Origin of the sequence: Rhizobium sullae, assembly GCF_025200715.1 — a bacterium.
GTDB classification, from domain to species: Bacteria; Pseudomonadota; Alphaproteobacteria; order Rhizobiales; family Rhizobiaceae; genus Rhizobium; species Rhizobium sullae.
On sequence record NZ_CP104144.1, the window covers coordinates 1215219 to 1227433 of the forward strand.

A 12215-nucleotide genomic window follows, 5' to 3' on the forward strand; every position below is an offset into this window, starting at 1 on the left:
CTCTAATGGTCGCTCTGTTCGCCGGATATGAAGGCGCTGCTGGCGTCGCTGACGATGGCGACGTGAGAATATGCCGCCCGTGCCGCCGCAGCCCCGTCGGCGCGCAGGATCGAGGCGACGACTATCTCGTGTTCACTGAAGGATTTTGAAAGGCGGCCCGGCAACCGGAACTGCGCTCGTCTGAAGGGTGCCAGACGAGCTCTCGTCTGTGTGACCAGCTCGTATATGTGATCATTGTGCGCGCCGCGATAAAGCCGGGTATGAAACTCGACATTGTAGACGGCATAATCTTCATAAGCGCCCTGATGAACCAGGCGGGCGGAATTGCGGTGCCCGAGCTCCAATTCCCTGCGCTCGTCGACCGTCATTCTTTCTGCTGCCAGCCGGGCGCAGATGCCTTCCAGTTCCGCCATCGCCTCGAACATACCGTATAGGTAAGCCCCGCTGACATTGGAGACGACGGCGCTCCGATTGGGCTCGCGCCCGACCAGCCCCATGGCTCCGAGCTCGCGAAGCGCTTCCCGGACCGGCGTTCGAGAAACCTCGAAGCGCGCGGCCAAGGAGATTTCGTCGAGCCTTTCTCCCGGGTGCATCTCGCCTGTCACAATCATGTCCGCGATAGAGCGAACAAGCTGCTCGACGGTCGTTCCCTGGCGAATGACTTCCTTGCGTCTGTTATGCTTCAATCCAAGAATCCATGCATCTCCATCTGCATACAGATGCGACGCGCTTCCACGGATGTCAAATCATGCGTGCATCACTCTGGTTTTATCTGCTTTTTTCCCTTCGTCGCTCCGTTTGACACGCATACCGCAGAGAGCTGCAGATGGAAGGAGCGGCGAAATATTTTGCATGCCTATTTAATAATCTCATTGGCCTGAATCTGCATACACTTGTTGCACCTGTTCCTGATCTTCGCGGCGCAGTGCAATGATATCAATCGCTTAAAATCTGGCATGGGTATTGCATACACTTTCATGCAGCATTTTAACTGGCCACAGGCCGACAGGGGGCACTCCAATGACCAAACTCCTTTCGATGAACCGCCGAAATTTCCTCCAAGCCTCGGCAGCGGGCGCTCTGCTGAGTGCGGCGCCTGGCTTCCTGTCTTCGCAAGCATCCGCTCAAGGTGCACTGACCGTCGGATTTATCTATGTCGGCCCCAAGGATGACTACGGCTACAACCAGGCGCATGCCGAAGGTGCGGCAGTTATCAAATCCATGCCTGGCGTTACGCTAGTGGAAGAGGAAAACGTTCCCGAAACCGTCGACGTTCAGAAGACGATGGAGTCGATGATCAACCTCGACGGCGCGGCGGTGCTGTTTCCGACCTCGTTCGGCTACTTCGACCCCCATATGCTGGCCATGGCGGCCAAATATCCGGAGGTCCAGTTTCGCCATTGCGGCGGGCTCTGGCAGGAATCCAAGAACCCGATGAATACCGGATCGTATTTCGGCTATATCGGCCAGGGCCAGTATCTCAACGGTGTCGCCGCCGGCTACGCAACGAAGAGCAAAAAAATCGGTTTTGTTGCCGCAAAGCCCATTCCGCAAGTGGTCCAGAACATCAATTCCTTCCTGCTGGGCGCGCGATCGGTCGATCCCTCGATAACGTGTCAGGTGATTTTCACCGGCGAATGGTCGCTGGCGGTCAAGGAAGCGGAAGCGACCAATGCTCTTGTCGACCAAGGCGCTGACGTCATCACGTGCCATGTCGACAGCCCGAAAGTGGTCGTCGAAACCGCAGCCGGGCGCAATGCCTTCGTATGTGGTTACCATGCCAATCAGAGCCCGCTTGCACCGGAAAAATATCTGACGGGCGCCGAATGGGCGTGGGGGAACGTCTATACAAGCTTCATCAAACAGGCACAAGCAGGTGAAAAGCTTGGCAATTTCGTCCGTGGCGGGCTGAAGGACGGCTTTGTGAAGATGAGTCCCTTAGGCCCGGCGGTCTCCGATGAATCGAGGAAAAAGTTCGAAGCAACGCTTGCCGAAATCATGGCCGGCAAATTCAGCGTGTTCAAAGGACCGATGAAGGACAACAAGGGCAACGTTATCGTTACCGCCGGCAGGAGCTTCGCCGAGGACGCGATCGAGCTGGAAAGCATGGATTATCTCGTCGAAGGTGTCATGGGTTCGACGGCCTAGGGCTTGGGAGACGCGCCATGACGGTCGATGCGAACATTCCCGCAATCATTACGCCGGACAAATTTTCCATGCTCGACGCGGTTCGGGAATGGGCAGCAAGGCGTGCCGAACCGATCGTGATCAGCGTGGGCGCCGTCGTGATTGGCCTCGGGCTTTTCTGCCTCTTCATTCTGGCCGTCGGAAAATCGCCGGTCATGCTTTTCCAACTGATGTACACGGGCGGTTTTGGTAGCTGGTTCTCGCTGCAGAACAGCTTGAGCCGGGCCGCGCCCCTGCTCCTGACGGCACTATGCGTCGCGCTTCCGGCGAGACTCGGTCTTGTCATTATCGGTGGCGAAGGGGCCGTGGTGCTCGGCGGCGTCGCGGCTGCGGCTGCGGCACTTCCCATTGTCGGCATATTGCCGCCGCTCGTGGTTTTTGCGGCGATGGGGATCGCCGCGATGACTGCGGGCGGTGCCTGGATCGGCCTTGCCGGATTTCTTCGGCACAAACGCGGGGTCAACGAAACCATCTCCTCTCTGCTTCTCGCATATATTGCGATTGCGCTGATGAACCAGTTCGTCGAAGGGTTGCTGCGCGATCCGGCCAGTTTGAACAAGCCGTCCACAAGGCCCTTGCCACCGGACTATATGCTCGGAAACATCCCGGGGATGGACGTGCATTTGGGATTGGTGATCGGGATCGTCGCCTGCTTGTGCACCTGGATATTGATCGAGGCAACCAGTTACGGTTTCGCGGCACGGATCGCAGGCGGCAATGTCCGCGCCGCCCAGATCCAGGGCCTGCCTGTCGGGCGGCTGATCGTCGGCTTTACGGCAATCGCCGGAGCATTCGCGGGTCTAGCAGGGATGATCGAAGTGGCGGCAGTCCAGGGCAGCGCCAATGCCTCACTTGCGGCGGGCTACGGCTATACCGGCATCCTCGTTGCCTTCCTCGCGCGGCACGATCCGCTGGCGATCATTCCCGTCGCAATCCTGCTGGGAGGCATCGATGCATCGGGCGGCTTGATCCAGCGTCGGATGGGACTTCCCGACGCCACGGTTCTGGTCATGCAGGGCACGCTCTTCGTCGTCATATTGTTCTGCGAGACATTTTACGGGCGTTTCAAGGTGTTTAACCCCGATCTCTGGAAAAGGACGGCATGATGGACGAGACAGGAGTAGGTCTTTGGGGCGTGCCGCTTGCCATACTTGCCGGCGCGGTTCGCGTCTCCACCCCTTTCATCTTCGTCAGCCTCGGCGAAACCATCACCGAGCGCTCCGGACGCATCAATTTGGGCCTGGAAGGAACACTCGTCTTCGGAGCGATGACGGCCTACGCGGTGGCAGTGATCAGCGGCTCGCCCTGGCTCGGCGTTTTGGCCGCAATGTGCACGGGAGCGGTCTTCGGCCTCGTTCATGGATGGATTTGCAAGTGGCCCAAGGTCAACGATATCGCAATCGGCATTGCCCTGATGCAGTTCGGGCTAGGCTTGGCGTTTTTCCTCGGCAAGCCCTACATCCAGCCGGCTGCCCCGCGGCTACCTTCGATCCCATTTGGTGCCTGGTCGCAGGTTCCGCAGATTGAGGCGGCGCTCAACATCAACGTATTGTTTCTTATCGGAGCCGTTCTTGCTGCCGTCCTGTGGTGGGCATTTCGCAATACGCGGATCGGCATCGTCCTTCGCGTGGTCGGTGACAGCACGGACGCCGCACGTGCCATGGGCATCGACCCCGATCGAGTGCGGCTGCTTGCGACTGCCGTCGGCGGCTCGCTGGCTGCGATCGGCGGCGCGTACCTTTCGCTCTATTATCCCGGCTCTTGGAATGAAGGTATCTCTTCGGGTCAGGGGCTGATGGCCGTGGCACTGGTGATCTTCGCCCGCTGGAACCCCATCGGCTGCTTTCTGGCGGCTCTCCTTTTCGGCGGAGCGGGAGCCCTGGGACCGGCGTTGCAGTCGGTCGGCGTGTCGCAGGGATACTATCTCTTTTATGCCACCCCCTATGTGCTGACCCTCATCATATTGATCGCGACCTCCTCTCCGACACGCGCGCTTGCCGGAGCACCAGGCGCCCTGTCGCTCACCAAGTAGTAGGAAGGGAATATTCGATGAATGCTTTGGGTGGAATGGACGCGATGGTGGAGACAGAAGGCACATATGTCACGGCGGACCCATACCCCTGGCCCTATAACGGAGACTTGAGGCCGGACAATACCGCGCTCATCATCATCGACATGCAGACGGATTTCTGCGGTGAAGGCGGATATGTCGATCATATGGGCTACGATCTTTCCCTGGTCCGCGCGCCCATCGAACCGATCAGAAAGGTCCTCGCTGCCATGCGTGCGAAGGGATACCACATCATCCACACCCGCGAAGGCCATCGTCCGGACCTCGCCGATCTTCCGGCAAACAAGCGCTGGCGTTCGCGGCGCATCAATGCCGGCATCGGCGACCCCGGCCCCTGCGGCCGGATCCTCGTGCGCGGCGAGCCCGGCTGGGACATCATCGACGAGCTGAAGCCGATCGACGGCGAAACGATCATCGACAAGCCCGGCAAGGGCTCCTTCTGCGCCACCGATCTGGAGCTGATCCTCAATCAGAAGCGTATCGAGAACATTATCCTGACCGGGATCACCACCGACGTCTGCGTGCATACGACGATGCGCGAGGCGAACGATCGCGGCTTCGAATGCCTGCTTCTGCAGGATTGCTGCGGCGCTACCGACTACGGCAATCACCTCGCCGCGATCAAGATGGTGAAAATGCAGGGCGGGGTCTTCGGTTCCGTGTCCGATTCCAAGTCGCTGGTCGCCGCCCTTCCCTGATCACATTTCTGGAAATGCCGTCCTCATCAGCAAACAGGAAAGCAAGCCCTCATGAGCACTGTCCGCGATACACCGCTGCCCGAGGCAGGCAAAGCTGTTGGGATCGAGACGCATGGAATGACCATGCGCTTCGGAGGCTTCACCGCGCTCGACAATGTCTCCATGAAGATCCCTTCAGGCACGTTTCACGCGCTCCTAGGCGAAAACGGGGCCGGCAAATCCACGCTCGTCAAATGCATCATGGGTTTTTATCATCAAACGTCCGGGTCACTGTCGGTTGGTGGCAAAGAGGTTGCGGTCGCCTCGCCGAAGGATGCAGCGGCATACGGCCTCGGCATGGTCTATCAGCATTTCACACTGGTGCCGTCACTCACGGGCGCGGAAAACCTGGTGATCAATCGCCCGAACGTCCCTGCTGTCATCAACTGGGCGAAAGAGCGTGCAGATCTCTCAAAATTCATGGAAAAGATGCCGTTCAAGATCCCTCTCGACCGCCCGGTCAGTCATCTGGCGGCGGGCGAGAAGCAGAAGCTGGAAATCGTCAAACAGCTCTATCTTGGGCGCGGATTCCTTATTCTCGACGAGCCGACATCGGTGCTGACGCCGGCAGAGGCCGATGAAATGCTGGGGCTTGTGCGTGGCATGACCGAGCGTGGCGAACTCAGCGTTTTGATGATTTCGCACAAATTCCACGAAGTGACGAAATTTGCTGACGCCATCTCTATTCTTAGGCGCGGCAAGCTCGTAGGAGGCGGGAACGTCGGGGAATTGAGCATCGCCGATATGGCCTCGTTGATGATCGGCGACGTCAAGCTCGCCTCGCTGGACATGCGCATCCCCGTCGCCGAAACCGCAAAGCCGGTGCTGAAAGTCGAGCAGGTAAGGGCCTCCGATCGCTCCGGCCTCAAGACCATCGAAATCGACAAGCTTGGCATCCGATCCGGCGAGATCGTCGGCGTCGCCGGCATTTCGGGAAACGGTCAAAAGGAACTGACGGAGATATTGGCAGGACAGCGGCTGGTGAGCGCCGGCACCATAGAGGTCAACGGTGAAGCCTATGGCGCGACACGCGCCGAGACGCGCAGGAACAGAGTTCGCTTTATCCCGGAGGAGCCGCTGCAGAACGCCTGCGCACCGCGCATGACCGTCAGCGAAAACCTTGCCTTCCGCACCTTCGATCTCGGGGACGGCGGCAAGGACGCCATCTGGCTGAACAAGGGGCGGATGCGAAAGCAAGCCGTCGATCTGATCGCCGACTTCAAAGTCAAGACGGCGTCCTCCTCGTCGCCGATCGCAGCTCTGTCCGGCGGCAATGTGCAGCGCGCAGTCCTTGCCCGCGAACTCACTGGAAAGGTCGACCTTCTGATCGTCTCCAACCCGTGTTTCGGTCTCGATTTTGCCGCGGTCTCAGAAATACGCGCACGCATCATCAAGGCACGGAACGCGGGGGCAGCGGTCCTGCTTCTCTCGGAAGACCTCGACGAACTCCTGGAACTGTCGGATCGCATCATGGTCATTTCCGAGGGGCGTCTCGTCTACGAAACGCCCGCACGCGGCGCGAACATCGAGGTGATCGGAGCGCATATGGCGGGGCACCACTGATGGACCAGATCCGCGCGTTGCCGTTCGCATTCCCGCTGCAAAAAGATCATCTGGCGCTCATCGTCATCGACATGCAGCGCGATTTTGCGGAGCCGGGCGGTTTTGGCGCGAGCCTCGGCAATGATGTGAGCCGGATCACCAGAATTATTCCGGATGTGAAGCGATTGATCGAAGGCTTCCGGCGCGCCGGGCGTCCTGTCATCCACACGATGGAATGCCACAAACCGGACCTTTCCGATCTTCCTGATGCGAAACGCAACCGCGGTAGCCCGAAACTTCGCATCGGTGACGAAGGGCCGATGGGACGGATTTTGATCACAGGCGAGCCGGGAACCGCGATCCTGCCTGAGCTTGCTCCTACTAAGGGCGAGGTCGTCATCGAAAAACCGGGAAAAGGCGCCTTCTATGCCACGGATCTCGGGAAAGTACTCAAGGTGAAGGACATCCGGCAGCTTGTGTTTGCCGGTGTGACGACGGAGGTCTGCGTTCAGACCACCATGCGAGAGGCGAATGACAGAGGCTACGAGTGCCTGCTAGCGGAGGAAGCCACCGAAAGCTATTTCCCGGAGTTCAAGGAGGCCGCGATCGCCATGATCCGTGCACAAGGCGCGATCGTCGGCTGGACTGCGCACGTTGGTGACATATTGGAGGCGATCGGTGCCTGAGACAACGCGCGAGCTGTTAACCTCCAGCGGGTGGAAGGATTTGCCCTTCAACGTCTTTCGCGACGGGGTGACGATTCACTGGATCAAGCCTTTCGACGGTGACTCGCCAGGTGTTGCCCTCTTGAAATACGCAGCAGGCGCCTCCGTTCCGCGCCACCGCCACGAGGGACTGGAAACCATCCTGGTGCTTGAAGGAACCCAGTCGGACGAAGCAGGCGATTACGCTAAAGGCACCTACATCGTGAATGCCGCGGGCACCGAACATTCTGTCTGGAGCGATACGGGGTGCGTTGTTCTGATCCAGTGGGATCGGCCCGTAACAATACTGGAAGGCTAAGGATGAGAGATTTTCGTCCCCTGGACATCGCGTCGCTTCGCCGGTTTTACGCTGCGGGTGGCAGTCCGATGGAGATCGTAGAGCAGTTTTTTGCTCGACATGCCGAAGTCAACGATCCCGGCATCTTCCTGCACCTCGCCAGCAGATCGGCGCTCCTGCAGGAAGGCGGCGGCTCTCGGCGAGTTCGATCCGGTCGCCAAACCGCTCTGGGGAATTCCTTTCGCGGTGAAGGATAATATCGACGTCGGCGGAATGCCGACGACGGCAGCCTGCCCCGCTTATTCATATTTGCCGGAGAGCGATGCGACGGTCGTCAGGCTGCTGACAAACGCAGGCGCCCTCGTCGTCGGGAAAACAAATCTCGATCAGTTCGCCACAGGCCTCGTCGGCGTGCGGACACCCTATGCTATACCAAGGAATGCGTTCGATCCCAAGCTTGTGCCTGGAGGGTCGAGCTCCGGGTCGGCGGTCGCCACAGCTCAGGGCATCGTCAGCTTCGCGCTTGGCACCGACACGGCCGGATCGGGGCGTATCCCCGCCGGTCTTAACAATATCGTCGGATTGAAGCCCAGCCTGGGCGCGATATCCACAACTGGCGTGATCCCAGCCTGTCGGACGCTCGATTGCGTATCTATCTTCGCCTTGACGGTTGATGACGCATGGAAAGTGTTTCGAGTTGCTGCGCGCGAAGACGCGGCCGATCCCTATTCGAAACCGATCCGGGCAGCCGAGCTGACTAAACTCCCGAACTGGTCGTCGGGGTTCCCTGGCCCAAGGATCGCCAGTTCTTTGGCGACACGGCGATGGAGGCGTCCTATTCACAAGCGCTCGATACGCTGCGAAGTCTCGGCCACGATCTCGTGGAAATCCCCTTTGAGGATTTCGACCGTGTTGCCAAGCTGCTTTATGAGGGGGCTTGGGTCGCTGAGCGTTATGCCGCGATCAGGGATTTCTTCGACAGAAATGAGGCGTCGCTGCACCCTGTCACGCGCAAGATCTACGGCGATGCCAAGCGCTTGTCGGCGGCCGACGCCTTCGGCGGCTTTTATGCGGTGCAGACACTGAAAAAGCAAATCGCACCGATCGTCGCGTCGGTCGACGTGATTTGCGTGCCGACCGCGCCGAGGCATTATACGACCGCCGAACTCGACGCCGAGCCCGTTCGTGAAAATTCCCGGCTCGGTACCTATACGAATTTCGTGAATCTGCTCGACATGTGCGGCATCGCCGTTCCGACAGGGACCCGAACGGATGGACTTCCGGCGAGCGTCACGCTGCTCGCCCCTTCCGGCCGGGATCATGTGACAACCTCGCTGGCTCGCGATCTTCACATCGCAAGCGAAGCAACGCTCGGCGCTACCGGACGACCTCTGCCTCCACAGGGTGCTGATGAAACCGCAAAGGTCGAAGGCATTGAGTTGGTGGTCGTTGGGGCGCATCTGAGCGGAATGCCGTTGAACAGCGAACTGCGGGCGTTGGTGCCCGCTTTCTAAGAGAAGTCCGCACATCGCCAGACTACGAGCTATTGGCTCTGATAGGTCAAACGCCTGCCAAACCCGGTCTCATCCGCGTCGAACCGGGCGAAGGGTCAAAGATTTCCGTTGAGATTTGGAACTTGGTGCCTGCCGCATTCGGCGCGTTTGTGGCGCAGATCCCCTCGCCCCTGACGATCGGTACGATTGCGCTGGAGGACGGTTTGACGGCCAAGGGCTTCCTGGTCGAACCAGCGGCGCTCAAGGAGGCCGAGAACATTTCGAACTATGGCGGCTGGCGCGCCTATATTCAAAGCCAGGCAGCGGGCATATTGCAGGATCCATCAGCGCCGAAATCCGCAGCAAGCACAATCGTCTCAAGCTCATGATAGATGCGTTTGGCGGGTGTTCTTCAGCGGTCGGGTGGCTGAATTGAAGACGTTACGACCATGTCCGGTTTCTGCGCCTGTAGTCGAACCGAGCCAAATTCGATCTTTGCAAGGATTAGCGGAGGATCAGGTTCGGTCGGGCGCAACAGGCCCCCTTGCGGCCAGACGCGCTTCAGCTCTTCCCTCGACATCGCTGCGACGTTCACGTCGATGTCGGTAAGCGTGCCCGGCACACGATAGGGACAACGCCGCTTTGAACAATTGCTGGCGGAAGAAAACTGCCAGAGAAAGTAGTTCTGCCAGTTTCCAAGCGGAAAGACCTTGCGGATGTCCGGCTTGTATCGCGCATACCACAGCGGCAGCCTCGCCAACACACTGTAGTCCCGGCGATATGCGGCAATATAACGTGCAGTGTCATGGTTGGTATAAAGGATCGGATAGCGTCCGGTTCTCGCCCTGATATGGCCGACAAATATCTGCGCATCCTCGAGCGACATGAACTGGTTGGCATCGATCCCCTCGATGTCGAGGATCATCAGATCGTTCGCATCAGGCGTCGCGTAGTCGAGAAAGTGATTGGCCTGGTCGATGGGGTTGCCCGGACGAGCGACATGGTAGGCGCCCCACAGCAGGCCGTTTTGGCGGGCAATCATCCGGCGGCTCGTATAGAGTTCGCGGCTTACCGCGTATTTCCGCCACATGGTCTTGCAATGCGCAAAGGTGTCCCCACGGTGCTCTCCGTCGCAGCTGAAGCTCTCGGGCAAGCCATCGGATGCCTTGGAGATAAAGGCCGCGATGCGCTCGTCCTTGAGCAGCGCCTGCCAATCGATCGCATTCATTTCGTAGGCGTCGACAACCAGCGCATTGTTCGAGCTTTTCCACGGTGACACGTCTGCCGCACGCAGGGCTGCTGCATCCATGATGAAAGCAAGCAGACTAAGGCAGGAGAGAATCGATGTTCGGAGCCCCTTCATCGATCCAAAGTAGAATATCCTAAGTTTATAATATATTAAGAATAAAATCTTCTTAGTGCCCCGCATTGGGCTGCTGGTTGAGCGCCACCTCCGTGGCGCTCAGGAGCACGATGTATTCCTGCCGCGTTCGTGAAAACATTTCAGTTTTCACCTCACGCTTCAGTCTCCTTCGTTCAAATGTGCCAGTCCGTTGTCGCAGACTGGGCGCTGGCAGTGGCAGGAGCGTCATCGAGCGAATAGGCATGGATGTAGTCTATCTTCATCTCAGCGCCGTCGCTAAAGCTGGCTCCCGGAGTTCCGGCGGTACCGCCCACGGCCAGGTTGACCAGCATGTACATCGGGTCGTGCATGTCGGCCGGCGTATCGGCATGCGCAACGGCGACGTCATCGAAATACCAGACGATCTGATCTTCGTCCCACAAGACGCCATAGGTGTGAAAACCGTCGGTGCTCGGGACCTTGACCGGCGTCAACTCCGATGTGCGCGAGCCGGTTTCGTTGCTGTGGACCGTCACGTTGACGGTGTTCGGGTCCTGCCCCCGCATCTCGACGACATCGAGTTCGGGTGGCCACGATCCGTCCGCAGGAAGGAGCCAGAAGGCCGGCCAGGCGCCCTGTTCGGCCGGCATGTCGGCGCGAACTTCGAAGTAACCGTAGGTCTGGGCGAAAGAGGAATGCGTGTTCAGGAGCCCCGATGTATAATCGTAACCATCTATCTGCGATTGGATCGCTGCAGAGGCCGGCGCCGCCGTAATGGTCAGCACCCCGTTGTTGACAGAGAAGGGATTGACGGCCGAGGTCGCAGAATAGGACGGGTTGATATACCACTGGAGCTCCCCATTGGCGGAGAGAGTGCTGCCCTTCTCCGGCGCCCACCAGAATTTGGCATCCCAAACGCCCTGGTCGCCATTGCGCAGCGACAGGCTGTTGAATTCGTCCGCAAATGTGGGTGTGAGTGCGGACCGGTCGAGCGTCAGCTGGAATTGATCGGCATCAAGGTCGGCAACCGTCTTGTTCGCAAAGACCAGGCTTTCTCCGCCGCCAAGATCGAGCCGGAGGTTGGACCCCTCCTGCGTCAAGTGGCTCACGACCTGATCGAAGGTCGAAAGTCCGTAGCCGTTCAATCGGACAGTATCGTCGGTGCTGAAATCGACGATAAGGTCGCTGCCATTGCCGCGCGTGAGGATGAAGGTATCAGCACCGCCGGCGCCAATGAGGACGTCATTTCCCCCACGACCATCTATCGTCTGGCTGCCGGACCCGCCGGTGATGATATTATCCACAGCATTGCCAAAGGCGTAGCGGCCACTGCCGGTCACGGTCAGATTTTCGAAGTTCGCAGGGAGCGTATAGCTCATCCAGGTGCTGATCGTATCGACCCCGGCGTTCGGGGCCTCGACGGCGCGATTGATGCTGGAATAGAGATAGTAGATATCGTCGCCCGTTCCACCCTGCATGGTAACGTTTACGGAGCTGTCGCCCCAGATCGAATCATTGCCGCTCGTGCCGTTCAGCACGGAGCCTGAACCTTTGGCCGAGAACCAGGCGCTCGATGCACCGCTATAAAAGAGTGATTTACCAACGGCGTTCGTAACCGAGCTTGCCATATATAATTCTCCTTCGTTTTCTGCCTTGTGATCAATAGACGACGATTTAGGCGGTTTTGACACTTGTCGATTTGGTTTTGAGCGTCAGCCTCCACGGAAAGCCTGCAACAGACCTAATGGAAACACGGCCGCGCGCTCGCTGCTGTGCCATCATCTGGCGTTCGGATCATGTTGATCCATTGTGAGACGGCGAATATTCGCGCGCCCAATCAC

General features: G+C 58.9%; 10 protein-coding genes and 1 pseudogene. 8 read left to right on the forward strand and 3 right to left on the reverse strand.

From position 1 onward, the window contains the following. Positions 1–2: 2 nt before the first annotated feature. Positions 3–686, reverse strand: coding sequence for a GntR family transcriptional regulator (locus N2599_RS26560; RefSeq protein WP_027509697.1), 684 nt, complete (start codon positions 684–686; stop codon positions 3–5). 334 nt (positions 687–1020) lie between these two features. On the opposite strand from N2599_RS26560, the gene N2599_RS26565 reads away from it, so the two are divergent. The 8 genes and pseudogenes from N2599_RS26565 (at position 1021) to atzF (ending at position 9421) form a co-directional block, all read left to right on the forward strand. After that, positions 1021–2148, forward strand: a complete 1128-nt coding sequence (locus tag N2599_RS26565; RefSeq protein ID WP_027509696.1) for a BMP family ABC transporter substrate-binding protein — start codon at positions 1021–1023, stop codon at positions 2146–2148. 17 nt (positions 2149–2165) lie between these two features. Then, positions 2166–3293: an ABC transporter permease gene (locus N2599_RS26570; protein ID WP_027509695.1), complete on the forward strand. Its 1128-nt coding sequence runs from the start codon at positions 2166–2168 to the stop codon at positions 3291–3293. Then, positions 3293–4219: an ABC transporter permease gene (locus N2599_RS26575; RefSeq protein ID WP_027509694.1), complete on the forward strand. Its 927-nt coding sequence runs from the start codon at positions 3293–3295 to the stop codon at positions 4217–4219. The genes N2599_RS26570 and N2599_RS26575 overlap by 1 nt, the downstream gene beginning before the upstream one ends. Positions 4220–4254: 35 nt before the next feature. Continuing rightward, entirely contained in the window at positions 4255–4956 is a 702-nt protein-coding gene (gene biuH / locus N2599_RS26580; protein WP_027509693.1) for a biuret amidohydrolase, read from the forward strand. A 51-nt stretch (positions 4957–5007) separates the two neighbouring features. Next, positions 5008–6558 (forward strand): ABC transporter ATP-binding protein, encoded by a 1551-nt coding sequence (locus tag N2599_RS26585; RefSeq protein ID WP_027509692.1) that lies wholly within the window; start codon positions 5008–5010, stop codon positions 6556–6558. Next, the gene (locus N2599_RS26590; RefSeq protein WP_027509691.1) at positions 6558–7223 is read left to right on the forward strand and encodes a cysteine hydrolase family protein; all 666 of its coding nucleotides are present in this window, start codon (positions 6558–6560) and stop codon (positions 7221–7223) included. The genes N2599_RS26585 and N2599_RS26590 overlap by 1 nt, the downstream gene beginning before the upstream one ends. Next, on the forward strand, positions 7216–7560 hold the full coding sequence (locus N2599_RS26595) for a cupin domain-containing protein (RefSeq protein ID WP_027509690.1): 345 nt from the start codon (positions 7216–7218) through the stop codon (positions 7558–7560). Before N2599_RS26590 ends, N2599_RS26595 begins: the two co-directional genes overlap by 8 nt. Positions 7561–7562: 2 nt before the next feature. Next, positions 7563–9421: pseudogene (gene atzF, locus N2599_RS26600) on the forward strand (allophanate hydrolase). A gap of 23 nt (positions 9422–9444) precedes the next feature. Here atzF and N2599_RS26605 read toward each other — a convergent pair. Then, a complete protein-coding gene (locus N2599_RS26605; RefSeq protein ID WP_051336542.1) occupies positions 9445–10341 on the reverse strand; it encodes a glycoside hydrolase family 25 protein in 897 nt (298 codons plus the stop codon). 227 nt (positions 10342–10568) lie between these two features. After that, on the reverse strand, positions 10569–12002 hold the full coding sequence (eglC, locus tag N2599_RS26610) for an endo-1,3-1,4-beta-glycanase EglC (RefSeq protein ID WP_027509688.1): 1434 nt from the start codon (positions 12000–12002) through the stop codon (positions 10569–10571). Positions 12003–12215 lie beyond the last annotated feature (213 nt).

Bases quoted from the DNA above. Each gene is read 5' to 3' on its own strand.
- N2599_RS26565 (WP_027509696.1), top strand. From the start codon at position 1,021: ATGACCAAACTCCTTTCGATGAACCGCCGAAATTTCCTCCAAGCCTCG.
- N2599_RS26570 (WP_027509695.1), top strand. From the start codon at position 2,166: ATGACGGTCGATGCGAACATTCCCGCAATCATTACGCCGGACAAATTT.
- N2599_RS26575 (WP_027509694.1), top strand. From the start codon at position 3,293: ATGGACGAGACAGGAGTAGGTCTTTGGGGCGTGCCGCTTGCCATACTT.
- biuH (WP_027509693.1), top strand. From the start codon at position 4,255: ATGGACGCGATGGTGGAGACAGAAGGCACATATGTCACGGCGGACCCA.
- N2599_RS26585 (WP_027509692.1), top strand. From the start codon at position 5,008: ATGAGCACTGTCCGCGATACACCGCTGCCCGAGGCAGGCAAAGCTGTT.
- N2599_RS26590 (WP_027509691.1), top strand. From the start codon at position 6,558: ATGGACCAGATCCGCGCGTTGCCGTTCGCATTCCCGCTGCAAAAAGAT.
- N2599_RS26605 (WP_051336542.1), bottom strand. From the start codon at position 10,341: ATGGATGCAGCAGCCCTGCGTGCGGCAGACGTGTCACCGTGGAAAAGC.
- eglC (WP_027509688.1), bottom strand. From the start codon at position 12,002: ATGGCAAGCTCGGTTACGAACGCCGTTGGTAAATCACTCTTTTATAGC.